Genomic DNA, 26,041 nt, shown 5'->3' with positions numbered 1-26,041 from the left:
AAAGCGGGGAGGGGGTTGGCCCGCTCCCCGCTGGCGATCAACGCTGCGCGGTCTTGTTGTCCCAACTCGGGATCTTGAACACCCAGAACGAACCACCCTGGGCCACCGGCTTGGTCAGCTCAGCCATGTCTCCGCCCCATAACGGCACGGCGCCGCCGTAGCCCACGGTCACGCCGATGAACTGTTCGCCGTCCTGCTCCCAGGTGATGGGCGGCGAAACGATGCCGCTGCCGGTCTGGAACTTCCACAGCTCTTTGCCCGTCTTGGCGTCAAAGGCCTTGAAGAAGCCGTCACCGGTGCCGGTGAACACCAGGTTGCCTTTGGTGGCCAGTACGCCGGCCCATAGCGGCAGGTGCTCCTTGTGTTCCCACACCAGGTTGCCGGTGGTCGGGTCCATGGCCCGCAGGGTACCGACGTGGTCGTCGTACATGCGCTTGATGCGGAAGCCCATGCCCAGGTACGCCGAGCCTTTCTTGTAGTTCACTTCCTCGGTCCAGTACTCCTCCTTCCACTGGTTGCCGGGGATGTAGAACAGGCCGGTGTCCTGGCTGTAGGCCATGGGGTTCCAGTTCTTGCCACCGAGGAACGGCGGTGACACTTCCACCGGTTTTCCCTTGGTTTCACCCGGCAGCGGCTTGGCCGGGCGCTGGCCAGGGTTTTCTACCGGGCGACCGGTTTTCAGGTCGATGTGGCTGGCCCAGGTGATGTTGTCCACGAACGGGAAGGCATTCTGCAGCTTGCCGTTGTTGCGGTCGACCACGTAGAAGAAGCCGTTGCGGTCGGCGTGGGCGGTGGCCTTGACCACCTTGCCGTCTTTGTCCTTGTAGTCGAACAGCACCAGCTCGTTGTTGCCAGAGAAGTCCCAGGCATCGTTCGGCGTGTGCTGGTAGAACCACTTCACCTCGCCGGTGCTCGGGTCGACGCCGACCTGGCCCGAGGTATAGAGGCTGTCGTAGTCGTGGGGGTTGCCATCCTTGGAGGTGCGTGCCCAAGTGTTCCAGGGGCCGGGGTTACCAGCGCCGACGATGATGGTGTTGGTCTCGGCATCGAAGCTTGCACTTTGCCAAGGGGCGCCGCCGCCGTGGCTCCAGGCTTCGACCTTGCCGGTTTCGGTGGTTGGGTCATCTGGCCAGGACGGCGCCTTCACATCGCCGGTCGGGGTACTGTCCTTGCCGTTCAGGCGGCCCATGTGGCCTTCGACGAAGGGCCGCATCCACACTTCTTCACCCGTTTCCGGGTCGCGGGCGAACAGCTGGCCAACCACGCCGAACTCATCGCCGGAGCTGCCATGGATCAGCAGCACCTTGCCGCTGGTCTTGTCCTTGATCAGCACCGGGGCGCCGGTCATGGTGTAGCCGGCGCTGTGGTCGCCGAACTTCTTGTTCCACACCACCTTGCCGGTGTGCTTGTCCAGGGCGATGACCCGCGCGTCCAGGGTGCCGAAGTAGATCTTGTCGCCGTAGATCGCCGCCCCGCGGTTGACCACGTCGCAGCACGGGCGAATGTTGTCGGGCAGCCGGTGGTTGTAGGTCCACAGGCGTTTGCCGGTCTTGGCATCCAGGGCGAATACCCGCGAGTAAGAGCCGGTGACGTAGACCACGCCGTCACTGACGATGGCCTGGGATTCCTGGCCGCGCTGCTTCTCGTCACCGAAGGAATAGGACCAGGCCGGGGTGAGCTTGAATACGTTCTTGTCGTTGACCTGGGCCAACGGGCTCCAGCGTTGGGCATTGGTGCCCATGCCATATTGCAGTACGTCCTTGGTGGTCAGGTGGTCGTTGGCGATGTCTTCCCAGGTCACGTTCTTGCCGGCAGGTGCCGCTGGGGGAGTGGCCGCGATGGCCGCGTTGCTCAGGGCCAGGCTACCGGCCAGCAGCAGGGCCCGCACGCTGAGGGCCAGAGGGGAGAGGGCGGGTAGCGTTCTTGTTGTCATGGTTGCAGTTCCCTGTGGAGGTTTTGGCCTGCACAGGGTGCGGCGAGGCAGCCTTGGGCGGATACGGAAAATATCCCGCCTTTGCCGGGAAGAGTTCCCGAGCGGCACCTCAATTGGCCCTTCACCACAAGCCCTACTACCAAGGGAGTAAGGCCCGGCCACCAAAGCAGCATTCGGCCGCCTGCGGGCTGTTTTTAAGATGGCGGCACGGCCTCTGTGGTTGAGGCTTTGCGTGCAATGGTGAGGGCATAACAATGACAACAAAACGCAATGTGTTGCTGGCTACGGGGCTGCTGGCTGCGGCTGTGCTGAGCGGTACGGCCTGGGCTCATGGCAACGTGGTGCCCCAGGCGGTAGAGACCAAGGGCCTGACCCCGATCAAGGACGCTGGCGTAAGCCTGGACGGCGACGGCTGGGCGGCGGTCAACCCGTACCGTACGTCGCCGGAGCACGACAAGGCCGTGGAAATCGGTGCCTCTGCCTACAACCAGAACTGCGCCGCCTGCCATGGCCTTGAAGCCAAATCCGGGGGGATTGCCCCCGACCTGCGCATGCTCGATGCGGGTGAGGCGGGCGATGAGTGGTTCGTCGAGCGGGTACGCCATGGCGCGGTTCGCGACGGCCGCGTGTATATGCCGAAAATGGCCGACTACCTGAGCCAGGAAGCCTTGTGGGCGGTACGTACCTATCTGGACAGTGTGCACGTCGAGGAGTGACGGCCATGCGTCTGTGGGCGGTGCTGTTGAGTGGCCTGCTGCTGTGTTGCGCAGCGGCCCAGGCGCAGGTGCGCAACTATGACGCGATCATCGCTGCCGGCGAGTTGAAGGTGGCGGTGTACAAGGATTTTGCCCCCTACAGTTTCGAGGACCACGGCAAGCCCCGCGGTGTCGATGTGGAGCTGGCGCAGGCTCTGGCCACGGCCATGGGGGTGCGCCTGCATCTTATCTGGGCGCCGCCCGGGGAAAAGCTCGACGATGACCTGCGCGACTATATCTGGCGCGGCAGCCCGCTGCGCCACCAGCAGTTGGCCGACCTGATGATGCGGGTGCCTTATGACCACGACTATGCACAGAAGCGCAACGACGTGGGCGAGCTGGAAAACGGCCAGGTGGTGATGTTCGGCCCGTATCAGGCAGAGCGCTGGCAAGTCGCGTACGACCGCCGTCGACTGGCCTCGGTGGCCAGTGTGGCAGTGTTCCAGCAGCACCCCATCGGGGTCGAAGTGGACAGCGTGCCGTCGTTCTACCTGACGTCGGTATTCAACGGCATGCTCAGTGCCAAAACCCATCATTACCCCGGTGTGCAACAGGCATTCGCCGCGATGCAGGCCGGGCAGGTGGACGCGGTGATGGCCATGCGCGGCGAGGTTGACTGGCAGTTGCACCAGGCTGCCGACCCGCAACTGGCGCTGGCGGAAAACGCCTACCCCAACCTGGGCAAGCAGGCCTGGGAGATTGGCATGGCGGTTCATGAAAGCAACCGCCAGTTGGCCTATGCCGTGGAAGAAGCCCTCGAAGCGATGATTCGTGATGGCCGGCTCAAGGCCATGTATGCCGCTTACGGCCTGCGTTACGAGGTCCCGGAGATGTATCAATAGGAGCAGGCCATGAACTGGCGAGCGACTTTTTTGCTGGCCTGCTGGATGCCTTGTGCGGCCCTGGCGGCCACGCAAGGGACCCAGACAGACCCGGTACCCTCGGTAATGTGGGACTTCTACCACAAGCAGTTACTGGGACAGGCCGCGTTCGTCTTCGACGACCGGGTCAAGCTGCTGGCGCCGCCGTTTGCCGAGGACGCGCGCCAGGTGCCGCTGGAGATCGATGCCCGGGCGTTATCTGGCGATGTGGTACGTATCATCGCCTGGGCGGAGCTGAACCCCTTGCCGCGTATTGTCGATTTCCAGCCCGGCGAGCGCGTGCTGCCCTGGTTGTCGATCCGCATCCGCATCGAACAGGCCACGCCGCTGCGCGCCGCGGTGCAGACGCGCGACGGCCTGTGGCATGTGGGCTCGACCCTGATCGACGCCGCTGGCGGTGGCTGCACCGCACCCAGTGTGGTGCGCACGCAACCGGGCTGGGAGGAGCACCTCGGCGAGGTGCTGGGCGGGCGCTACCCGCGTGGCGACAGCAGCCGCTTGCGCCTGCAGGTGGCTCACCCGATGGATAACGGCCTGGTCAGCGGCGTTCCCGAGTTCTTCCTCAACCAGGCCGAGTTGCAAGATGCGAACGGCCAACGCCTGGCCCACCTCGAGCTGTACCCGGCCGTCAGCGAAAACCCCAACCTCGGGTTCGACATCCAGGGCCCTGGGCCGACCCGGCTGGTGCTGCAGGACAACAGTGGCAACCAGTTCGAGGCGGCGGTGCCCTGACCCTTTTGCCCGACTTCACCCGTGACCAGAGGCGCCTGTATGCGTTGGATAGCGTTGTTGTTGCTGTGCCTGGGCCTGCCGGCCTGGGCTGACCTTGACTATCGGCTTGTACCTCGGCAAATAGCCGCAGATACCTGGCTATTGGAAGGCAGCACCGACAATTTCGCCAGGAGCAACGGCGGCAATATCGTCAACACCGCGTTCATCGTCACCGACAGCGGGGTGGTGGTGATCGACAGCGGGCCGTCAAAACGCTACGGCGAAGCCTTGCGCCAGGCCATTGCCGCCACCACCGACAAACCGGTGCTGGAGGTGCTGCTGACCCATCATCACCCCGACCATGTGCTGGGCAACCAGGCCTTCACCGATGTGCCTATCGGGGCCTTGGCGGGTACTGGTGATTTGTTGCGCCAGCAAGGCGATGCCATGGCCGAGAACATGTACCGCCTGGTCGGCGACTGGATGCGCGGCACCGAAGTCGTGCTGCCAACCCGTGTGCTGGAGGCGGGTATCCACGAGGTCGGCGGGCACCGGTTGCGTCTGCTGGCCCTGGGCGGGCATACCGGTGCCGACCTGGCGATTCTGGATGAAAAGACCGGCGTGCTATTCGCCGGCGACCTGGTGTTCTACGAACGTGCCCTGACCACGCCCAACAGCCCGGGGCTGGAGGTGTGGCTGAAGGACCTGGACACCCTGCAAGCGCTGCCCTGGAAGCAGCTGGTACCCGGGCATGGTCCGGTTGCCAGCGATGCCCGGCCCTTTGTGCAGATGCGCGACTACCTGGGCTGGCTGGATGGGTTGATGCGTGACGGCGCGGCGCGTGGCGATGACATGGCCGAGATGATTCGCAGCACGATACCCGAGCGGTTTGCCGGTATCAGCCTGACCCGTTACGAGCTGATTCGCAGTGTCAGCCACCTGTACCCTCGCTACGAACGCCAGCAGCTGCGGCGCGTCGATCGGGACAGCGGGGATTTTTAGGGCTTGCCACGACATTTTTTGCGCCTGTGAGATCGAGCGCCGCGCGGGGGCGCTCGATGCGCGCGTCCACACAAATCCCAAGCCTATACCAAGGAACTAGAAATCTCCGCACTGCGGGCAATTGTTGGCAACCGGGTCGGGACCAAGAATTCCCGGCACACCGGGAAATTTTCCCGGATACAACAAAAAAACCAAAGGTAGCCGTCATGACCCGATCCCCGCGTCGCCCCTTGTTCGCCGTGAGCCTGGTGTTCAGCGCCATGCTGCTTGCTGGCGCGGCCCACGCCGCTGTCAGCAACGAAGAAATTCTTCAGGACCCGAAGAACCCGCAGCAGATCGTGACCAATGGCCTAGGCGTGCAGGGCCAGCGCTACAGTCCGCTGGACCTGCTGAACGCCAATAACGTCAAGGAACTGCGGCCAGTCTGGGCGTTTTCCTTTGGTGGTGAGAAGCAGCGCGGCCAGCAGGCCCAGCCGCTGATCAAGGACGGGGTGATGTACCTGACCGGCTCCTACTCGCGGGTGTTTGCCGTGGACGCCCGCACTGGCAAGAAACTGTGGCAATACGATGCGCGCCTGCCGGATGACATTCGCCCGTGCTGCGACGTGATCAACCGGGGCGTGGCACTGTACGGCGACCTGGTGTTCTTCGGCACGCTGGACGCCAAGCTGGTGGCCTTGAACAAGGACACCGGCAAGGTGGTGTGGAGCAAGAAGGTGGCCGACCACAAGGAAGGCTATTCCATCAGTGCCGCGCCCATGATCGTCAACGGCAAGTTGATCACTGGCGTGGCCGGTGGCGAGTTTGGCGTTGTGGGCAAGATCCAGGCCTACAACCCGGAGAACGGCGAGCTGCTGTGGATGCGCCCTACCGTGGAAGGGCACATGGGCTACGTGTACAAAGACGGCAAGGCCATCGAGAACGGTATCTCCGGCGGTGAGGCGGGCAAGACCTGGCCAGGCGACCTGTGGAAGACCGGCGGCGCTGCGCCCTGGCTGGGCGGTTACTACGACCCGGAAACCAACCTGATCCTGTTTGGTACCGGCAACCCGGCACCATGGAACTCGCACCTGCGCCCTGGCGACAACCTGTATTCCTCGTCGCGCCTGGCGCTGAACCCGGACGACGGCACCATCAAGTGGCACTTCCAGAGCACGCCGCATGACGGCTGGGACTTCGACGGCGTCAACGAGCTGATCTCGTTCAACTACAAGGACGGCGGCAAAGAGATCAAGGCCGCGGCCACCGCCGACCGTAACGGCTTCTTCTACGTGCTGGACCGCACCAACGGCAAATTCATCCGTGGCTTCCCCTTCGTCGACAAGATCACCTGGGCCACCGGCCTGGACAAGGACGGGCGCCCTATCTACAACGAAGCCAGCCGTCCGGGCGCACCGGGTAGCGAGGCCAAGGGCAGCTCGGTATTCGTCGCGCCGGCCTTCCTCGGTGCCAAGAACTGGATGCCGATGGCCTACAACAAAGACACCGGGTTGTTCTACGTGCCGTCCAACGAGTGGGGCATGGACATCTGGAACGAAGGCATTGCCTACAAGAAGGGCGCGGCGTTCCTCGGTGCCGGCTTCACCATCAAGCCGCTCAACGAAGACTACATTGGCGTGCTGCGTGCCATCGACCCGATCAGCGGCAAGGAAGTGTGGCGCCACAAGAACTACGCGCCGCTGTGGGGTGGGGTGCTGACCACCAAGGGCAACCTGGTGTTTACCGGTACGCCAGAAGGCTTCCTGCAGGCCTTCAACGCCAAGACCGGTGACAAGGTCTGGGAATTCCAGACAGGCTCTGGCGTGCTTGGCTCGCCGGTAACCTGGGAAATGGACGGCGAGCAATACGTCTCGGTGGTGTCCGGCTGGGGCGGCGCTGTACCGCTCTGGGGTGGCGAAGTGGCCAAGCGGGTCAAGGACTTCAACCAGGGCGGCATGCTCTGGACCTTCAAGCTGCCCAAGCAGTTGCAGCAAACGGCCAGCGCCAAGCCTTAAGGCCGAGGCCCTGCCGCCTACTACCAAATGAGGAGAGCCCCGCTGCCAACGATGCATTCGCCTGGCACGCGGGGCTTTTTACCATCGCTGCATCCCCTGTCGCTGGACAGGCACCGACCCACAGAGGCTCAGCATGATCTACGCACAACCCGGAACTCCAGGCGCCGTCGTGTCCTTCAAGCCACGCTACGGCAACTTCATCAATGGCGAGTTCGTGGCGCCGTTGGCTGGCCAATACTTCACCAACAGCTCGCCGGTTAATGGCCAGCCAATCGCCGAATTCCCGCGTTCAACCGCCCAGGACATCGATCGGGCGCTGGACGCTGCGCATGCCGCCGCCGAAGCCTGGGGCAAGACCTCGGTGCAGGACCGCGCCCTGGTGCTGCTGAAAATCGCCGACCGTATCGAGCAGAACCTGGAAGTGCTGGCCGTTACCGAAAGCTGGGACAACGGCAAGGCCGTGCGCGAAACGCTCAATGCCGACGTGCCGCTGGCGGCCGACCACTTCCGCTATTTCGCCGGCTGCATTCGTGCCCAGGAGGGCGGTGCGGCCGAGATCAACGAAGGCACCGTGGCCTACCACCTCCACGAACCGTTAGGCGTGGTCGGGCAAATCATCCCGTGGAACTTCCCGCTGCTGATGGCGGCCTGGAAGCTTGCCCCGGCCCTGGCTGCCGGCAACTGCGTAGTGCTCAAACCGGCTGAACAGACGCCGCTGTCGATCACCATTTTTGCCGAGCTGATAGCCGACCTGCTGCCGGCCGGCGTGCTGAACATCGTCCAGGGCTTTGGCCGTGAGGCTGGCGAGGCGTTGGCCACCAGCAAGCGCATTGCCAAGATTGCCTTCACCGGCTCTACCCCGGTGGGCTCGCACATCATGAAATGCGCCGCCGAGAACATCATCCCGTCTACTGTCGAACTGGGCGGCAAGTCGCCGAACATCTTCTTCGAAGACATCATGCAGGCGGAGCCCGCGTTCATCGAAAAGGCCGCCGAAGGCCTGGTACTGGCGTTCTTCAACCAGGGCGAAGTGTGCACCTGCCCGTCGCGGGCGCTGATCCAGGAGTCGATCTACGAGCCGTTCATGGCCGAGGTGATGAAGAAAATTGCCAAGATCACCCGGGGCAACCCGCTGGACACCGAGACTATGGTGGGCGCCCAGGCCTCGGAACAGCAATACGACAAGATCCTCTCTTATCTGGATATCGCCCGGGAAGAGGGTGCCCAGTTGCTCACCGGTGGTGCTGCCGAGCGGCTGCAAGGCGACCTGGCCACGGGTTACTACATCCAGCCGACCCTGCTCAGGGGCACCAATGCGATGCGCGTGTTCCAGGAGGAAATCTTCGGGCCGGTGGTGGGCGTGACCACCTTCAAGGATGAAGCCGAAGCGCTGGCGATTGCCAACGACACTGAGTTTGGCCTGGGTGCCGGCCTGTGGACCCGCGATATCAACCGTGCTTATCGCATGGGCCGTGGGATCAAGGCTGGCCGCGTGTGGACCAACTGCTATCACCTGTACCCGGCGCATGCGGCGTTTGGCGGGTACAAGAAGTCGGGGGTGGGGCGTGAGACCCACAAGATGATGCTTGACCACTATCAGCAGACCAAGAACTTGCTGGTGAGCTACGACATCAATCCGTTGGGCTTCTTCTAAACCGCATCGCGTTCTTCACGGGTAAACCCGCTCCCACAGGGATTGCACAATTTTCAAGACTTGTGCGGTACCTGGGGGAGCGGGTTTACCCGCGAATAGGTCGGCACAGGTGTCTTCTCCCTCCTACCAACGCACCCTGCAACTTCCTTCCAAAGTAGCATTCGGCTCAGTCCGTCCCCGTGCATTAATGCCTCTACCGGAATCCCCCGGCATAAGAAGAGGATTGCCCATGTGGAATAAACCCGCCTTTACCGACCTGCGCATCGGCTTTGAAGTGACGATGTATTTCGCCAATCGCTGATGTGCCGCCCGGCCATCGCCACGGTGGCCGGTTCCTCCTGATTACCTGTGGTGGAGCCAGTGCCACGCTTTGGTCTGGTTGCTTTCGCTGCGGGATGCTTTACGCTGGCAGTTACCTTCCAGAACAATAAGAACAGGCTTCACGATGAGCCAGAGTTTCAGCCCGCTTCGCAAGTTTGTATCGCCTGAAATCATCTTCGGTGCCGGTTGCCGGCATAACGTTGCCAATTACGCCAAAACCTTCGGCGCCCGCAAGGTGCTGGTGGTCAGCGACCCCGGCGTGATTGCCGCCGGCTGGGTGGCGGATGTGGAAGCCAGCCTGCAGGCGCAGGGCATCGACTACTGCCTGTACACGGCTGTATCGCCCAACCCACGGGTGGAAGAGGTGATGCTCGGCGCCGAGATCTACCGGCAAAACCACTGCGACGTGATCGTCGCCGTGGGTGGCGGCAGCCCGATGGATTGCGGCAAGGCCATCGGCATCGTGGTTGCCCATGGGCGCAGCATCCTCGAATTCGAAGGTGTGGACATGATCCGCGTGCCAAGCCCGCCGCTGATCCTGATCCCCACCACCGCCGGCACTTCGGCGGACGTGTCGCAGTTCGTGATCATTTCCAACCAGCAGGAACGCATGAAGTTCTCCATCGTCAGCAAGGCGGTGGTGCCGGATGTATCGCTGATCGACCCGCAAACCACCCTGAGCATGGACCCGTTCCTGTCGGCCTGTACCGGTATCGATGCGCTGGTGCATGCCATCGAAGCCTTCGTGTCCACCGGCCATGGCCCGCTGACCGACCCCCACGCGCTGGAAGCCATGCGCCTGATCAATGGCAACCTGGTGGAAATGATCGCCAACCCCACCGATATCGCCCTGCGCGAGAAGATCATGCTGGGCAGCATGCAGGCGGGGCTTGCGTTTTCCAACGCGATCCTGGGTGCAGTGCATGCCATGTCGCACAGCCTTGGCGGTTTCTTGGACCTGCCCCATGGCTTGTGCAACGCCGTGCTGGTGGAGCACGTGGTAGCGTTCAACTACAGCTCGGCGCCGGAGCGCTTCAAGGTGATTGCCGAGGTGTTCGGCATCGATTGCCGTGGCCTCAACCACCGGCAGATTTGCGGGCGCCTGGTGGACCACCTGATCGCCCTGAAGCACGCCATCGGCTTCCACGAAACCCTGGGCCTGCACGGCGTGCGCACGTCTGATATTCCGTTCCTGTCGCAGCATGCGATGGATGACCCGTGCATTCTCACCAATCCCCGCGCGTCGAGCCAGCGTGATGTCGAGGTGGTCTATGGCGAGGCCCTCTGACGAGCAGCAGCGGGCGTTGGCCGGGCTGCTGGGGCTTGGCGACCACTCCGCGCGCAAAAGCCACTATCCGGAGCTTTCTGCCCGCCTGGACGAACTGGAGGCCGAACGCAACCGCTATAAATGGCTGTTCGAAAACGCCGTGCACGGCATTTTCCAGGCCAGCCTGCAGGACGGCATGCGGGCCGCCAACCCGGCGTTAGCGCGCATGCTTGGCTACGACGACCCGCAAGCCGTGCTGTTTTCCCTGACTGACCTGGCCGCTCACCTGTTTGACGGCGGTGCCGAAGAATTGCAGGCGATTACCGCGATCCTCGCCCGTGACCGCAGCCTGCATGGCTACGAAACCCGCTTGCGGCGCAAGGACGGCAGCCACCTCGATGTGCTGATGAACCTGCTGCTCAAGCCCGGGCAGGAAGGGCTGGTGGAAGGTTTTGTCGCCGACATCACCGAACGCAAGCAGGCCCAGCAGCGTTTGCAACAGCTCAACGACGAACTGGAGCAACGGGTTGCTGCGCGTACCGATGAATTGCTGGAGGCCCGGGATGCCGCGCAAGCCGCCAACCGCAGCAAGGACAAATACCTCGCCGCCGCCAGCCATGATTTGCTGCAACCGCTGAACGCCGCCCGCTTGCTGATTTCCACCTTGCGCGAGCGGCCATTGCCAGAGGCGGAGCATGTGCTGGTGGAGCGTACGCACCAGGCCCTGGAAGGTGCCGAAGACCTGCTGACCGACCTGCTGGATATTTCCCGGCTCGACCAGGCAGCGGTCAAACCCGACGTGGCCGTGTACCGTCTCGACGAAGTCTTTGCGCCGCTGGTCTCGGAGTTCTGCACAGTGGCTGACGCGGCAGGCCTGAAGCTGCACGCGCGCATCGCTGACCATGCCATCAGCACCGACCTGCGGTTGCTGACGCGCATTTTGCGCAACTTCCTCAGCAACGCCTGCCGCTACACCGACGAAGGCCGGATTCTGCTGGGGGCCAGGCGCCGTGGCGAGCATCTGCGGCTTGAGGTGTGGGACACCGGCCGGGGCATTGCGGCGGATCGGCTGGATGCCATTTTCCTCGAATTCAACCAATTGGACGTCGGCCGCGCTGCGGATCGCAAAGGGGTGGGGCTGGGGCTGGCTATCGTTGAACGGATTGCCAAGATTCTGGGTTACCGGATCGAGGTGCGTTCATGGCCGGGGCGCGGCTCGATGTTCAGTATCGAGGTACCGATTGGCAAAGAAGTGCCACTGGCCGTTCACCAGGCTGTGCCGCTGCCAAGTGCCGGCAACCCGCTGCCGGGCCGTCGCTTGCTGGTGCTGGACAACGAAGTGAGCATCCTCGAGAGCATGGGCGCGTTGCTGGGGCAGTGGGGCTGTGAAGTGGTCACTGCAACCGATCAGGAGGCAGCTTTGCTGGCGTTGAAGGGGCGGGCTCCGGAATTGATCCTGGCCGATTACCACCTCGACCATGGTGTGGTGGGCTGCGAGGTGGTCAAGCACTTGCGTGAGCATTTTGCGGTTGCGATACCGGCGGTGATCATTACCGCAGACCGCAGCGACCAGTGCCGGCGTTCGTTGCAGAAACTGGGCGCGCCGTTGCTGAACAAACCGGTCAAACCGGGGAAATTGCGGGCAGTGTTGAGTCAGTTGTTGAGAGAGGCCGCAATGTCATTAAACCAATAGAGCACTGCCGAAAGCGCGCCATCTAGCGCACTTTCGGCATTCTGCTGACGGGTCAGTAGTTGATCTGCTTATAGCCGTTATCAATGCCACCCCGCGTGTGTGTGACACCTGCAGGAAGGCTTGGCCAAGCAGTAAGGTTAGGTACTTCAAATGTACCTGAGTATGTGCCTCTGAAGCATCGGTTGTTCAAGGTGTAAGGGACCGTTAGACAAAGTGGCCCTGAAAGGCCCGTGACTTTCAATGAGGCGCCCGCCCGCTGAGGAAAGCCGGGACAGAGCTTGGATATAGTCTTCATCGCCCCGGGCGTCAGTTCCATCTCGCAAAGTGTGCCGCCAAAACTATTGTTTGAATACAGTTTGACCTTGACTGTACGGGCAGGGGGCGGGGTTAACTCTGCGAAGGTATCAATGTTGTATTTGTACTCTCCTTTGTGGGTTACATGTTGGTAACTGTCGACTTGAAGAATATGGTTGTTCCAGTCAAATAAAAGCCTTAGCCAGGTTTTATTCATCAGGGCGCCGCTTCGGAATACAGGCACCTTCCCTAATACGCCTATTTTCCCTAAATCCAAATGAATGTCTCCTGCAAAAATGCCAACGACCTTATTGTTTTTGACGAGATCAGCGAACTTGCCTGTGCGAACACTGTCATCCTTCCAGTTGCCGTATTTATGCATGTTGACGATCGTATATTTGCCACGCGCTTTCGCAGCCGTCAGGTCGTTTTCAAGCCATGCCATGGAGCTGCTGATGATGAAGCGTGTGCCAGCGATAGGGTCCCCGGTGTGGAAGTTTACAGTGTAGGTAGGTTCAAGGTTGAGTTGCACCACATGGAGGTTACCAATATCGAAAGAGTAAGCGAGCGACCCCCTGTGGACTGTTTCATTTCCCTCTTTTTTGACGCTATGGTCGAAACTGACACCCGATGATTTGTTCTGGATGGTCTTGGTCCAGATAATATGGTCGCAGACAGCGTCTCGCGCACACCCGTTGTTTGCACAGTCGTTCACATTGTTTGCGTAGTCGTGATTTCCGAGCCCGGGCAGGAAGAGTGGCCCCTTTTGCGATCCCTCAGCCTTTACAATCTGTTCCCGGAAGCTACGCCGCTCATTGCCGTGGCCGAACTCTGTGAGATCACCATTGATGATGAGCGGGAAGTACTCGCTGCCGCTGCGTTGTGTGTTCATCATGTTCATGATGACTGACATTGTGTTTCGCCAGATAGGTTCTCCAATGTCATTGCTGCCATCGTCCCGGTAATACCTATAGGGTTGGGGGTCTGATGTTATCAGTAGTTTCTGGACGGGGTGGCCAGATTGCCAGTTGCCAGAAATATAACTTTCGAATGTGGTGGTATCAGTCGATCCGCATCCTGTGTCTACTGCTTGAATGACGTCTTGATTGATTGATTGATTGGTTGGTTGATTGTTTGTTTATATTGGAACAGCCACTGAGAGAGGCAGCAATCAGCATTGCTCCCAAGGGAAGATATAACTTGAACATAGGCCTAGTTTCCTGTGGTTTTACCACAAAGTACTCCCCGGCGCGAATCAGGCACAACTGACAAAAATGCCAGTTTTCGCTTGGCGACGTTGTCAGTATTCTTAATGGTTTGTAGTGCTTGGCCTTGCGCAGGTGTTGGTGACAGCCGATCCGATTTTTCAGAGCGTGAGTGATCTATGTTGCAGACGTAGGCCTGACTGGACGTTCTTCGGCCCATAGGCAAACGCGTCTCCCAAGCCGGCCACTGAGTGCCAATTTCGTCACGATCCCCGGCTCCAGAAGTGAGCCTGGGTGACGGTCAGTAGAGTGCAAGCAGCGAACCAGAGCGATCAGAAGCTGCTGTGGGGTTTTGGATCCCGTAGTAATAAAACTTTCCATTCGGTCAGCTTGCAAAAAAGTTAGGGTGCTAATCAATGTGGTCTTAAATACCGCTGGTCGGTGGTTGTGTTCGAGAAGTGAACGATTCTGCTGCTGGCGGCTCCTATTAGTCAGCAGGTGCATTCCTCCAGAACTGCACTTCGCCCCATTCCCCAGGTAATAATGGACGTTCAACCTCATTTGCATCGCAGGGATGCATATGGGGATTTTTTTTACCGCTGAACAATGGAGTAACACCATGCCCAGCCGAGGTTCAACGGCTGAGCCACTGTGTGAAGTAACAATCCGCTGTTTCAATTAACGATATGAATCGGGCCTTGCCGTTGCGATCAACGCGTTCGCACGTCTGTTGCAAGGCCCTCTAGCGCTAATGCATTACGTGGAGAAGACGTCGTGGAGATTAATACAATTATTAGCCTGTTCGGGCAGAAAGAATCCATGGAGCTGGTGCGGTTGTCGGTTATTTATGTTCACTTGCTGGCCTGCTGTGTCGCCATCGGGCTAGTGTTTGCCAGTGATGCCGAGATGGTCAGGGACTTGCTCAAAGGTCATAAACAGGCCGGGCATGACGGTCAACATATGGCGCGTTTGCAAACGTCTGTGTCCAATGCCTTGATATTCTTGTGGCTCACAGGCGCTGCTGTTATTGGTATTGATTATCTTGAGAAGGGCATGAGCTATTTTGCCAACCCTAAACTTCATGCCAAGATTATTATTGTCCTGTTGTTGACGTTCAATGGCATGTTGTTGCATCGCTATGTATTGCCGGCCTTGCTCAAGGCAGGTTCTTTGCTCGACCTGAATATCGGCGTGCGCATGTTCGCGTTGTTTTCCGGCGCGCTGTCGGGCGTGTCCTGGTTGTATGCGGCGATGTTGGGTGTCGGTCGGCCGCTGGCGTGGAAATATTCGCTGACCGAGTTGCTGTTGGCCTACCCGGTCATGATCCTGCTGGGCTTTGCCTTGATGGCCGGCCTGACCCAGTGGGCGCGAAAACGCAGCCAGGTCAAAGAGACGCAAGCGCCTGTCTGGCCACTGGCGGGTATACCGTGCTGATCGCCTGAGCAATGCCGCGAACCGCAAACCCGGTTCGCGGCGCTTTACTACAAGATCGACAGCGGATAACTCACGATTATCCGACCTGCAGATGATGTTGCACACCAGTTGTTCGGAACTGTGCGAACGCACGGCGGATGTGATCCTCAGCGAAGGGCACTTCCTGCGGCACCTGATGCGCCTGCAGGACCGGGTGCGGGAAGCCACCGCCGGTGGGCTGCGGGTGCTGGACGAACTAGGTGCCGAGGTGTTCTGCCGGCCGGAGCAAAGCCTGTACCTGTGGGCGCGCTTTCCGGGGATCGACGACACTGCCGTGCTGACCCGCGAAGTGCAGGGCAGGGGAGTAACGCGGGCGCCGGGGGCGATCTTCCAGACCAACCAGAAGACCGTGACGCCCTGGACCCGCGAAGAGGCCAGTACAGGCAACCCATTCAAGGGCCGTGACAAGCGTAGCCTACAGGTTGCGGCCTTTCGCCAGATAAGCCTCAAACTCGGTTTCTGGAACCATGCTGCCGCCCGTTCCCCACACAAGGTGAGTGGCATTTTGCAGATGAGTTGGGGTAAAGCCCTGGCGAGCCAGATACTCGTCTGCCTGTAACACCCGTGCCATGCCAGGTACGCCAGCAAGCGCAGAAGGCTCCAGCTTGACCCTGTCCTGCTCGTGGGCGATGACCATCAAGCGGTACAGTTCTTCGTCGGTCACGGTGTAGTAACCATCAATCAGCCGTTGCATGGCTTTGCCGACAAACCCGGATGGGCGCCCGACCGCCAGGCCGTCGGCGGCGGTGATATTGTCGATGCCGAAGTCCTGCACACGGGTTTCATCGTGCAAGCCGGTGTACACCCCCAGCAGCATGCACGGGGAGTGGGTGGGTTCGGCAAAGATGCAATGCACCGCATCGCCGAACACCAGCTTCAGCCCGAATGCGACACCGCCGGGGCCGCCCCCTACGCCGCACGGCAGGTACACGAACAATGGATGATCAGCGTTCACCTGGATGCCGGCCTCGTCGAACTGCCGTGCCAGCCGTTCGGCTGCTACGGCATAGCCGAGGAACAGCTGCGGGGAGTTTTCATCGTCGACAAAATAACAGCTGGGGTCTGAAGCTGCCTGCTGGCGACCTTGCTCGACTGCCACGCTGTAATCGCAGGCGTGCTCTACCACCGTTACGCCGTTGGCGCGCAGCTTGTCCTTCTTCCATTGCCTAGCGTCAGACGACATGTGCACGCTCACCTGGAAGCCCAGCTTGGCACTCATGATGCCAATCGACAGGCCCAGGTTGCCGGTCGAGCCCACGGCGATCTTGTACTGGCTGAAGAATGTGCGGGCCTCATCGTTGGCCAGTCTGGTGTAGTCATCCGACGGGGTGATCAAACCGGCCGCCAAGGCCAGGTCTTCGGCGTGCTTGAGCACTTCATGAATGCCGCCCCGGGCCTTGATGGATCCGGAGATAGGCAAGTCGCTGTCAGCCTTGAGCCACAGGCTGCCCACGTTTTGCAGTGAGCCTTCCTCGATAAGCCGTTGGCGAAGCTGCGGCAGCGGGGTGATGTGCGACTCGATCACCCCGCCGGCAGCTGCCGTTTCAGGGAACACAGTGGCCAGGTAGGGTGCGAAACGCTGCAATCGCGCGCTTGTCGCTTGCACGTCGTCAGCCGTCAGACCTACGTCGTGCAGGGCTTCGGCAGCCTTGGCGATACCAGGGTTGAACCAGCTGGTTTCTTTCAGGGCAACCAGGTCGGCGATGATCGGGTGGCTTTTTTGCCAGGCTTCCAGGGTTTTTCCGTGAATCATGGTTTCACCAGTAGCGCAGTATTCGCCCAATTAGAGCTCAGTGGCCGGTGAGACTCAAACGATGACTCCTCACAGCATGCACAAGATCATCGCAGCCTTCAGGTTATGCGCAGTACTTGTGGGAGCGGGCTTGCCCGCGAAGAGGCCTGCACAGGCAGCAGATGTTTCGAGCCGTGTGTTCATTCAGCCATAAGGCGGTGCAGGCAGCTCCGCCAACAACCGCTTCAACCCATCACTCCACTGCCTGCGAATCTGCTGATAATAGGCATCCTCGTTGGTGATGCGCTTGCGCGTCATGCTTTCGAGGCTGCCTTTGCGATACACCAGCAAGTCCAGCGGCATGCCCACCGACAGGTTGCTGCGGATGGTGGAATCGAACGAAATCAGGCCGCAACGCAACGCTTCATCCAGTGGCGTCTGGTATTGCAGGTTGCGGTCGAGAATAGGCCGCCCGTACTTGCTTTCGCCCAGTTGCAGGAACGGGGTGTCTGGCGTGGCCTGGAAGAAATTGCCCTGCGCGTAGACGTTGTAGATGGCCATGGGGGCGCCGGCTATCTGGCCGCCGACAATGAATGAACTGCTCAGGTCGATGTCGCCCGTAAGCTTGCTGCGGTCACGGTTGACCACTTCGCGCAGGGTGTCGGCGACCAGCACCGTTGCATCGTAAAGCGTGGCAACGTTCAGCAGGTGAGGGCCGCTGCCCTGGCTGCGTTGCTGCAGCAGGTTCACCACCGACTGCGAGGTTGCCAGGTTGCCGGCGGTCTGCAGCACGATCAGCCGCTCGCCCGGCACGCTGAACACGAACAACTTGGCAAAGGTGGAGATCTGGTCAATGCCGGCGTTGGTGCGTGAATCGCTGATGAAGACAAGCCCGTCCTCAAGGTGCATGGCAACACAATAAGTCATGCGGTTTCCCTTGTATTGGGTATGGAGTGGTCTTGCCGCACCTGCGCGGCAAGACCGGCCTGCAGCAAACGTGTCACTGGCGGTGTACGTGAACGCTGGCCTGCATCGATTCGATACCGCCGCCGCGGCGCACGCCCCGGACCGGGCAGGCATCGAGGTAGTCCAGGCCAACCGCCAGCTTCAGGTGACGGTCTGGCCGCGTCAGGCGGTTGGTGATGTCGAAGCTGTACCAGGCGTCGTCGATCCAGGCTTCTGCCCAGGCGTGGCTGGCCAGGTGCTGCTCGTCCTCGGTGCACAGGTAGCCCGAAACGTAGCGTGCCGGCACCCCCAGGCTGCGGGCGCAGGCCAGGAAGGCGTGGGTGTGGTCCTGGCACACCCCGGCGCCGCCGTTGAATGCTTCGATCGCGGTGGTACCCACCGAAGTGGCCCCGGGGCTGTAGGGCATGTGCTCGGCCAAGCCTTGCATCAGCCCCGTCAGTGCCGCCCGGTCGCGGTGCTGGCCACATTGCCGGGTGGCGAACGCCTTGAGTGTGTCATCGGCCTGGGTCAGGCGGCTGACACGCAGGAATGGCAGGGGAGACTGGCTTTCGGCCTCCTGCTCGCAGTCCGGGTCGATCTCTACCTGCCCGCTGGCAGTCAGCGCCAGGTGGCCGTGGGGTTTGTCCAGGGTCAGCACATGCAGGATGTTGCCGTACGGGTCGATCTGGCTCTTGACCTTGCAGGGCAGGCCCAGTTGCCATTCATTGATACGCTGGCGTGCGCTGCTGCGCGGCGTCAGGCGCAGGAACTGGATGCTGTTGCTGACATCGCTGGCATAGCTGTAGGTGGTGTCGTGGCGAATGGACAGTTTCATACAACCTCCAGGTAGGAGTGATGGACCGCCTGGCCCAGTTGGTTGACGCGGCCGATGAAGTCGCTCAGCCAGGGGTGTAACCCTGCATCGAGGATTTCATCGATGGCGGTGTAGCGCAGGCGCGCGTTGAGTTCGGCGGCCATGCGCTGGGCGGCGCGCCCGCTACTGCCCGGCAGACCGGCCAGGATCAGGTCCAGTTCCTCGATGCAGGCATGCAGCGAGCGTGGAACATCCACCCGCAACAGCAGCAGCTCGGACACCGGCCGCGCGCTGGGGGCGGCGCGATAGATCTCGTTGAAGGCTTCATACGAGGTCAGCGCACGCAGCAAGGCGCTCCACTGGTAATAACCACGGGCGGAATCGTCGCTCACCTCTTCGGAGGTTTCGCCGAACATTTCATAGCGCGCATCGAGCAGGCGCAGGGTGTTGTCCGCCCGCTCCAGGAAGGTGCCCAGGCGAATGAAGCTGTAGGCATCGTTACGCATGATGGTGCCGGAGGTGGCGCCACGGAACAGGTGCGAGCGCTCCTTGACCCAGTCGCAGAACTGGCTGATGCCATAGCGGCCAAGGCCATTGCTGGCGATATTGCGCATCTCGATCCAGGTGGCGTTGATGTTTTCCCACATGTCGGCGGTGATGCGGCCACGCACCGCATGGGCATTGGTGCGGGCGGCCTGCAGGCAGCAATAGATGCTGCTGGGGTTGGTCGCGTCGAGGGCGAAGAAGTGCAGCATGCGCTCGGTGTCGAGCTCGGTGTGCCGGCGGATGTAGTCGTCCAGCGTGCCGGATGCCAGCAGCGACATCGCCAGCTCGGCATGGCCATCGCTGCGCCCGGCCTGGGGCATCAACGACAGCGAATAGCTGACCTCAAGCATGCGCGCGAGGTTTTCTGCACGCTCCAGGTAGCGCGACATCCAGTACAGGTCGGAAGCGGTTCGCGAAAGCATGGTTCAGTCCTCCACCACCCAGGTGTCCTTGGTACCGCCGCCTTGCGACGAGTTGACCACCAGCGAGCCTTCCTTCAGCGCCACGCGGGTCAGGCCGCCGGGCACTAGGCGGGTTTCACTGCCCGAAAGCACAAACGGGCGCAGGTCGATGTGGCGTGGCGCGATGCCGCTGTCGACAAAGGTCGGGCAGGTGGACAGGCACAAGGTGGGTTGGGCGATATAGGCGTGCGGGCGGGCTTTGATGCGCGCGCGGAAGTCTTCGATCTGGGCACGGGTCGATGCCGGCCCAACCAGCATGCCATAGCCGCCGGAGCCCTGGGTTTCCTTGACCACCAGTTCGGGCAGGTGGGCCAGGACGTGGGACAGATCAGCAGGCTTGCGGCACTGCCAGGTGGGCACGTTGTTCAGGATCGGCTCTTCGCCCAGGTAGTAGCGGATCATGTCGTCGACATAGGGGTAGATCGACTTGTCGTCGGCCACGCCGGTGCCGACGGCGTTGGCCAGTACCACATTGCCGGCGCGGTACACCGAGATCAGCCCCGGCACACCGAGCATCGAGTCCGGGTTGAACGACAGCGGGTCGAGGTAGTCGTCGTCCAGGCGGCGGTAGATCACATCGACCTGCTGCGGGCCGGCGGTGGTGCGCATGTAGACATGCTCGTCACGCACGAACAGGTCTGCGCCTTCCACAAGCTCGATGCCCATTTCCCGGGCCAGGAACGCATGCTCGAAATAGGCGCTGTTGAAGCGGCCGGGGGTGAGCAGCACGGCCGTGGGGTTGTCCAGCGGGCTGGCGCTCTTGAGTGTGTCCAGCAGCAGGTTGGGGTAGTGGTCGATGGGGGCGATACGCTGGGCGGCAAACAGCTCAGGGAACAGGCGCATCATCATCTTGCGGTCTTCGAGCATGTAGCTGACGCCGCTGGGGGTGCGCAGGTTGTCTTCCAGCACGAAGTAGCTGCCATCGCCATCGCGCACCAGGTCGACACCGGCGATGTGGGCATACAGCCCTCGGTGCAGGTCCAGGCCCTGCATGGCGATCTGGTAGCCCTCGTTGGCCAGCACCTGCTCGGGCGGGATGATACCGGCCTTGAGGATGCGCTGGTCGTGGTAGATGTCCTGCAGGAACAGGTTAAGCGCCTGCACACGCTGTATGCAGCCACGCTCGACCGTGCGCCACTCGCTGGCGCGGATGCTGCGCGGGATGATATCGAAGGGGATCAGGCGTTCGGTGTCCTGGCTGTCGCCGTACAGGGTGAAGGTGATGCCGGCACGGTGGAACAACAGGTCCGCTTCACGTCGGCGCTGCTCCAGCAGCTCCAGCGGCGTGTTCGCCAGCCAGCGGGCGAACTCCTGGTAATGCGGGCGGCAACTGCCGTTCGCTTCGTACATCTCATTGAAAAAAGCCCGGGACATACCCACTCCTTGCCGCCGTTGCCGGCAGCTTCATTGCGGTTCATCTGCGTTTTTCAGGGTGCTGCCTTGCTGGGGTCGGTGGGTGCCGTGTCTCGCGTGAGCCTCGGTTGCGATTGATCACCTGTGCGGTGACCACAACAAGCATTGCAATGAAGGTGCCGAAAACGCAGTGCAGCGGGGATGTTTAGGGGGAAGCGCCGCGAAACACGGGATGTGGGCGGGTAATTCGTGTCAGTACGGGCCGGTGTTTGCTTTAGCTGCGAGTGAGCAACGCCGGGCCGACAGCCAGGCGTGCATCAAAAAAGGGCGCTTTGAACCCCGTTACCGATTTTGACCCGAACTGGGGCGTGGTCCGCCAAGGCCGCGCAGTTGTCAGCGTACGGGCCCTGACGCCACGCTGACACCTGCCAGCGTGGTGAAGGAGATGTCCTTGGCGGTGAGCAGAAAATCACTCACGTATGGCACTTCCAGCATGTCACTGCGCAGTGCAGCGTAGAGCCTGGCCTGCAAGCCATGTTCGCCAAGGCGCTTGGCGGTTACATAGCCACGCGAGCTGTACTCATGCACTGCCCAGTTGGGCAGGCTGCAGACGCCGCGCCCGGACGCCACCAGCTGCATCATCATCACGGTCAGTTCCGAGGTGCGTACCTGTGCCGGCTCGACGTCGGCCGGGTCGAGAAAGCGGGTGAAAATATCCAGACGAGTGCGTTCGATCGGGTAGGTGATCAGCGTCTGGTGGGCGATATCGGAAGGTTCCAGGTAAGGCTTGTCGCGCAGGGCGTGGTGGTTGTCGATGGCCAGCAGTGCCTCATAAGCGAATAACGGCACATAGCTGATGCCCGGCAGTGTTACCGGGTCGGAAGTGACTACCAGGTCCAGGTCGCCGCGCTCCAGGGCTGGCAGTGGTGCGAAGGAAAAACCGGAGGCGAGGTCCAGTTCCACCTCTGGCCAGGCGCTGCGAAATTCATCCACGCAAGGCATCAGCCACTGGTAGCAGCTGTGGCATTCGATGGCGATGTGCAGCCGCCCGGCCGAGCCCCCGGCCAGCTTGCCAAGGTCCCGTTCGGTACTGCGGATTTGCGGCAACACCTGGTCGGCCAGCTGCAACAGTTTCAGCCCCGCACTGGTGAAGCGCACCGGCCTGGATTTGCGCACGAACAGCGGCATGCCGATACGCTCTTCCATGTCGCGGAACTGGTGCGACAGGGCTGATTGGGTCAGGTGCAGGCGCTCGGCGGCCTCGTGCAGGCTGTCGGTTTCACGCAGTGCGTGGAGGGTTCGCAGGTGGCGTAAATCGATCATGGGTAAAATACGGGTCAGCTCAATTTGGCGCTTTTGTCTGCACAGGCTTCAGCGTGCGTTGACGAGTTCCTGGCGCACGATTGCTGCGCCTGCACTCAACGCCTTGAGCTTGCCGCTGGCTACCTGACGAGGCAGCGGCGCCATACCGCAATTGGTACACGGGTAGAGTTTGTCGGCATCGACGAACTGCAATGCCTTGCGCAGGGTGTCGGCAACCTGCTCCGGTGTTTCAATGGCATGGCTGGCCACATCAATGGCGCCGACCATGACTTTCTTGCCGCGAATCAGCTCGATCAGGTCCATTGGAACATGCGAGTTATGGCATTCCAGCGAGATGATATCGATGCAGGACTGTTGCAGTTTGGGGAAGGCTTGCTCATAGTGCCGCCATTCCGAACCCAGTGTCTTTTTCCAGTCAGTATTGGCTTTGATGCCATAGCCATAGCAGATATGGACGGCTGTTTCGCACTTGAGGCCTTCAATGGCCCTTTCCAGGGTGGCCACGCCCCAGTCATTCACTTCGTCGAAGAAGACATTGAATGCCGGTTCGTCGAACTGAATGATGTCAACACCGGCCGCTTCCAGTTCCCGGGCTTCCTGATTGAGAATCCTGGCGAATTCCCAGGCCAGTTTCTCGCGGCTTTTATAGTGGGTGTCGTACAAGGTATCGATCATGGTCATGGGGCCAGGCAGCGCCCACTTTATCGGCTGCGTAGTGTGTTGGCGCAAGAACTTGGCATCTTCGACAAATACGGGTTTCTGTCGAGCGACAGCACCCACCACGGTTGGCACGCTCGCGTCGTAGCGATCGCGGATTCTAACGGTTTCCCGCTGTTCGAAATCAACACCACTCAGGTGCTCGATAAAGGTGGTGACGAAGTGCTGACGTGTTTGTTCGCCATCACTGACAATGTCGATACCGGCGTGTTGTTGTTCTTGCAAGGCCAGGCGCAGGGCATCCTGTTTGCCTTCGATAAGCTGCGCGTCTTGTAACTTCCACGGTGACCAGAGTGTTTCAGGTTGGGCAAGCCAGGACGGTTTAGGCAGGCTGCCGGCAGTGGACGTGGGGAGTAGCGTGTTCATGAGCGATGACCTTGTACTTTGAATGATTCAACGGGTGTATTGAGCGGACCATTGCTCAAGCGTGGCCTGGTAGGGTTTGACAAAGTTCGCCTCGGCAAATTTCCCCTGTTCGATCGCCAGCCGGCTGCGTTCATCCCGATCGTAGACAATACGCGTGAGCGAGTAGTCCTGGTGCTTCAGGCTGGGCTGGTAGGCCTTGCCGGCTGCAGAGTTGGCATTGTAGATTTCGGGGCGGTAGATCTTCTGGAAGGTATCCATGGTGCTGATGGTGCTGATCAGCTCAAGGTTGGTGTAATCCGCGAGCAAGTCACCGGCAAAATAGAATGCCAACGGGGCAACACTGTCCGGTGGCATGAAATAGCGAACCTTCAAACCCATTTTTTTGAAGTATTCGTCCGTCAGCGAGTATTCATCCTGCTGGTATTCAGCGCCCAGTACAGGGTGCTGGTTTTCGGTGCGGTAGTAGGTTTTGCTGCTCGACACACTCAGGCAGATAACCGGCGGTTTTTTGAAGTGCTGCTGGTAGGTTGGCGAATTTACGAAACACTTGAACAGGTTGCCGTGAAGCGTGCCAAAGTGCTCGGGCGTGCTGAAGGTTGCCCGATGCTTGTTGTGCTCCAGCAACAGGACACTGAAGTCGTAGTCGCGAACGTACGAGGAAAGGTTATTGCCTACCATGCCCTCGATGCGGGTATTGGTCGTGCGGTCGACAATATGGGTTTTCAGTATTTCTATCAACGGCAGGGTAGTGCCGTGCTGTTCGGCTTCCATGTTCATTTCCACCGAGATGATTTCCAGCTCGACGTGGTAGCGGTCATTGTCGGGATTATCCCAATGCGCCAGGGCGTTGAAGCGGTTGTTTATCATCGTCAAGGTGTTGCGCAGGTTTTCCTGGCGGTTCGCCCCCCGCGCCAAATTGGCGAAATTGGTGGTAAGGCGGGTGTTATCGGCAGGGTGATAATGTTCGTCGAAGGCAATGCGTTTGAGGCTGAATGTAGGTGCTGTATTCATGGTGCGCGGTGTCCTGATGTTTGAGGTCGAGCACTTCCAGTGCTGTCCAGTTGCACCTTCTGGGGCCTTCGCTCAACAAACTTTATGCTGATGCATGATCAGGACGTAGTTTAAGCAGGGCGTCTACATGAAAGGTATTGAAGATAATTCACAGGTTTTTTAGCGTTGCTCATGATGGGTGTCATGGCCAGTAGCAGGCGTGTGCCTGATGGACGCGCCGAGCGAGCCCTTGGATGACAGCCTGTTCAGTTGATGAACGCTCCTCGGGCCATGCCTGGTTCTCAAGCGCGCTGAAGGTATTTCTGGACTTGGCACGAAAATCTCATGTCAATCCAAAGCCATACTATTCTTTTGCCTTTGCAACCACCCTTCATGGAAGAACAATAAAAGGGGGCTTACATGAGTTGTCTGATCTGCGCAGGGCAGGCTGAAACTGTCGAATGCGCCCACGGATGGGAAGCGCGGTGTTGTTCCCGATGTGGATGTTACCGAATGTCCCAAACGCTCATCCTGACCATGATGGAGGAGGGGCAGATTTTCGATACTGCGCGAATGCGCGAATGGCTGACGGCTCGGCGCGTTCAGGACGCTGTGCCTTCGATCGACCATCATCAGGCGATACTGGCCCGCTGACAGGGTAATCAATCCGGTACGGCAACCCCGGACATTTCGACCAGACTGCGGCATCATGGCTTGCTCAATCATCACCTGATGCCGGAGACAACGATGATCAAGACTGGCGATCAACTGCCCGACGTTACCCTTTACGAATACAACAACGATGCTGGCGTCTGCGCGATCGGCCCGAATGCCTTTTCTGTTCGCGACCGCTGCAAGCAGAAAAAAGTGGTTATTTTCGGCTTGCCTGGCGCGTTCACGCCCACGTGCTCCGAACGCCACGTTCCGGGTTACGTAGCGCAGGCGCAAGCGTTGTTCGCGGCTGGCATTGACGAAATTTTCTGTGTTTCGGTAAACGATGCCTTTGTCATGAATGCCTGGGGTAACAGCCTGCAGGTGGGCGATGCGGTGAAGATGATCGGCGATGGCAATGGCGAGTTCAGCGACGCACTGGGCTTGATCCAGGACCTTTCGGCCCGCGGGCTTGGGCACCGTTCGCTGCGTTATGCCATGGTGGTCGACGACCTGATCGTCCAGCACGTAGCGGTGGAAGCGCCTGGCAAGTTCGAGGTCAGCGACGCGGGGAGCGTTTTGGCTGCGCTGCGCTAGGTTTACCCGCCCCCAAATCTGACACCCTTGATGAAGCATCCGATGATGACCGCCTTGGGCGGGCCATAGGACGTTGCGCGCGTAAATCCTGACGTAACCCTAAGCCCCGCCACTAATGGGGCGGGGCTTTTCAGGCTCCGGTCATGATCACCCGTGACAAGGAGCGTGAGCATGTCCCCAATGCCACTACGTTCTACCGTCGATGTGGTTATCAGCGGGAGGCTGAAGGAATCTACACCTTGCCTTCAGGGCTTGAGCTGGCCTGCACACCCATGCACAAGCGATTGACTGGATACGCATGGCAGGGATAAAGCCTGAGCAGTTGACTCTCCCGTTAGGGGCAGACTTTACCCTGCACGCTTT

The 26,041-nt window shown here is 60.5% G+C and carries 22 protein-coding genes and 1 pseudogene; 13 read left to right on the top strand and 10 right to left on the bottom strand.

The genetic code is table 11. From position 1 onward, the window contains the following. Positions 1–37: 37 nt before the first annotated feature. Entirely contained in the window at positions 38–1,933 is a 1,896-nt protein-coding gene (gene exaA, locus FHW75_RS05950; protein ID WP_183673320.1) for a quinoprotein ethanol dehydrogenase, read from the bottom strand. A gap of 254 nt (positions 1,934–2,187) precedes the next feature. Between exaA and pedF the strand changes: the two genes are divergently transcribed. From pedF to FHW75_RS05905, 9 genes are all read left to right on the top strand, one after another. Continuing rightward, positions 2,188–2,649: a cytochrome c-550 PedF gene (gene pedF, locus FHW75_RS05945; RefSeq protein ID WP_016714301.1), complete on the top strand. Its 462-nt coding sequence runs from the start codon at positions 2,188–2,190 to the stop codon at positions 2,647–2,649. A gap of 5 nt (positions 2,650–2,654) precedes the next feature. Next, positions 2,655–3,530, top strand: coding sequence for an ABC transporter substrate-binding protein (locus FHW75_RS05940; protein WP_019099518.1), 876 nt, complete (start codon positions 2,655–2,657; stop codon positions 3,528–3,530). A gap of 9 nt (positions 3,531–3,539) precedes the next feature. After that, positions 3,540–4,301: a quinoprotein dehydrogenase-associated SoxYZ-like carrier gene (locus tag FHW75_RS05935; RefSeq protein WP_183673318.1), complete on the top strand. Its 762-nt coding sequence runs from the start codon at positions 3,540–3,542 to the stop codon at positions 4,299–4,301. A 39-nt stretch (positions 4,302–4,340) separates the two neighbouring features. After that, positions 4,341–5,282 carry a quinoprotein relay system zinc metallohydrolase 1 gene (locus tag FHW75_RS05930; protein ID WP_183673317.1) on the top strand — a complete coding sequence of 314 codons (942 nt, stop codon included), beginning with the start codon at positions 4,341–4,343 and terminating at the stop codon, positions 5,280–5,282. A gap of 206 nt (positions 5,283–5,488) precedes the next feature. Then, positions 5,489–7,276, top strand: a complete 1,788-nt coding sequence (pedH, locus tag FHW75_RS05925; protein WP_019099515.1) for a PQQ-dependent alcohol dehydrogenase PedH — start codon at positions 5,489–5,491, stop codon at positions 7,274–7,276. A gap of 133 nt (positions 7,277–7,409) precedes the next feature. Further along, on the top strand, positions 7,410–8,930 hold the full coding sequence (locus tag FHW75_RS05920; protein ID WP_019099514.1) for an aldehyde dehydrogenase family protein: 1,521 nt from the start codon (positions 7,410–7,412) through the stop codon (positions 8,928–8,930). A gap of 229 nt (positions 8,931–9,159) precedes the next feature. Continuing rightward, positions 9,160–9,231 carry a pyrroloquinoline quinone precursor peptide PqqA gene (gene pqqA, locus FHW75_RS05915; protein ID WP_010455123.1) on the top strand — a complete coding sequence of 24 codons (72 nt, stop codon included), beginning with the start codon at positions 9,160–9,162 and terminating at the stop codon, positions 9,229–9,231. 144 nt (positions 9,232–9,375) lie between these two features. Then, positions 9,376–10,539, top strand: a complete 1,164-nt coding sequence (gene ercA / locus FHW75_RS05910; protein ID WP_016714295.1) for an alcohol dehydrogenase-like regulatory protein ErcA — start codon at positions 9,376–9,378, stop codon at positions 10,537–10,539. Then, positions 10,523–12,211 (top strand): NahK/ErcS family hybrid sensor histidine kinase/response regulator, encoded by a 1,689-nt coding sequence (locus FHW75_RS05905; RefSeq protein ID WP_183673315.1) that lies wholly within the window; start codon positions 10,523–10,525, stop codon positions 12,209–12,211. The genes ercA and FHW75_RS05905 overlap by 17 nt, the downstream gene beginning before the upstream one ends. 52 nt (positions 12,212–12,263) lie before the next feature. Here the strand turns inward: FHW75_RS05905 and FHW75_RS05900 are convergent, their stop codons facing one another. After that, positions 12,264–13,406, bottom strand: coding sequence for a hypothetical protein (locus tag FHW75_RS05900; protein ID WP_332262056.1), 1,143 nt, complete (start codon positions 13,404–13,406; stop codon positions 12,264–12,266). Between the two features lie 1,123 nt (positions 13,407–14,529). Here FHW75_RS05900 and FHW75_RS05895 point away from each other — a divergent pair. Together FHW75_RS05895 and FHW75_RS05890 are read left to right on the top strand one after the other, a co-directional pair. Further along, positions 14,530–15,144, top strand: a complete 615-nt coding sequence (locus FHW75_RS05895) for a hypothetical protein (RefSeq protein ID WP_025753171.1) — start codon at positions 14,530–14,532, stop codon at positions 15,142–15,144. Between the two features lie 76 nt (positions 15,145–15,220). After that, positions 15,221–15,550, top strand: a pseudogene (locus FHW75_RS05890) (PLP-dependent aminotransferase family protein); the annotation flags it as partial. Between the two features lie 48 nt (positions 15,551–15,598). On the opposite strand, the gene FHW75_RS05885 reads toward FHW75_RS05890, so the two are convergent. The 8 genes from FHW75_RS05885 to FHW75_RS05850 all read right to left on the bottom strand — a co-directional run bounded on the left by FHW75_RS05885 (position 15,599) and on the right by FHW75_RS05850 (position 24,451). After that, a complete protein-coding gene (locus FHW75_RS05885; RefSeq protein ID WP_019099510.1) occupies positions 15,599–16,936 on the bottom strand; it encodes a D-serine ammonia-lyase in 1,338 nt (445 codons plus the stop codon). Between the two features lie 183 nt (positions 16,937–17,119). After that, positions 17,120–17,842 carry a proteasome-type protease gene (locus FHW75_RS05880; RefSeq protein ID WP_020371278.1) on the bottom strand — a complete coding sequence of 241 codons (723 nt, stop codon included), beginning with the start codon at positions 17,840–17,842 and terminating at the stop codon, positions 17,120–17,122. Positions 17,843–17,915: 73 nt separating this feature from the next. Further along, positions 17,916–18,695, bottom strand: a complete 780-nt coding sequence (locus FHW75_RS05875) for a transglutaminase family protein (protein WP_025753166.1) — start codon at positions 18,693–18,695, stop codon at positions 17,916–17,918. Next, entirely contained in the window at positions 18,692–19,642 is a 951-nt protein-coding gene (locus tag FHW75_RS05870) for an alpha-E domain-containing protein (RefSeq protein ID WP_025753165.1), read from the bottom strand. The genes FHW75_RS05875 and FHW75_RS05870 overlap by 4 nt, the downstream gene beginning before the upstream one ends. A gap of 3 nt (positions 19,643–19,645) precedes the next feature. Then, positions 19,646–21,055 carry a circularly permuted type 2 ATP-grasp protein gene (locus FHW75_RS05865; protein WP_016714282.1) on the bottom strand — a complete coding sequence of 470 codons (1,410 nt, stop codon included), beginning with the start codon at positions 21,053–21,055 and terminating at the stop codon, positions 19,646–19,648. A 372-nt stretch (positions 21,056–21,427) separates the two neighbouring features. After that, positions 21,428–22,357 carry a LysR family transcriptional regulator gene (locus FHW75_RS05860; protein ID WP_025753162.1) on the bottom strand — a complete coding sequence of 310 codons (930 nt, stop codon included), beginning with the start codon at positions 22,355–22,357 and terminating at the stop codon, positions 21,428–21,430. Positions 22,358–22,405: 48 nt separating this feature from the next. Continuing rightward, positions 22,406–23,440 (bottom strand): methionine synthase, encoded by a 1,035-nt coding sequence (locus FHW75_RS05855; protein ID WP_183673313.1) that lies wholly within the window; start codon positions 23,438–23,440, stop codon positions 22,406–22,408. 27 nt (positions 23,441–23,467) lie between these two features. Further along, positions 23,468–24,451, bottom strand: a complete 984-nt coding sequence (locus FHW75_RS05850; RefSeq protein ID WP_016714278.1) for a DUF1852 domain-containing protein — start codon at positions 24,449–24,451, stop codon at positions 23,468–23,470. A 492-nt stretch (positions 24,452–24,943) separates the two neighbouring features. Here FHW75_RS05850 and FHW75_RS05845 point away from each other — a divergent pair, with 492 nt between their 5' ends. Together FHW75_RS05845 and FHW75_RS05840 are read left to right on the top strand one after the other, a co-directional pair. Then, positions 24,944–25,084 (top strand): hypothetical protein, encoded by a 141-nt coding sequence (locus FHW75_RS05845; protein WP_016714277.1) that lies wholly within the window; start codon positions 24,944–24,946, stop codon positions 25,082–25,084. A gap of 93 nt (positions 25,085–25,177) precedes the next feature. Beyond that, complete coding sequence (locus FHW75_RS05840; protein WP_159266135.1) at positions 25,178–25,678, top strand: peroxiredoxin; 501 nt, start codon at positions 25,178–25,180, stop codon at positions 25,676–25,678. Positions 25,679–26,041: the final 363 nt, after the last annotated feature.

The organism is Pseudomonas sp. OG7 (assembly GCF_014192825.1).
Lineage (GTDB): Bacteria > Pseudomonadota > Gammaproteobacteria > Pseudomonadales > Pseudomonadaceae > Aquipseudomonas > Aquipseudomonas monteilii.
Note: the sequence above shows the minus strand (reverse complement) of the source record. Positions and strands in the feature narration are given on the sequence as shown.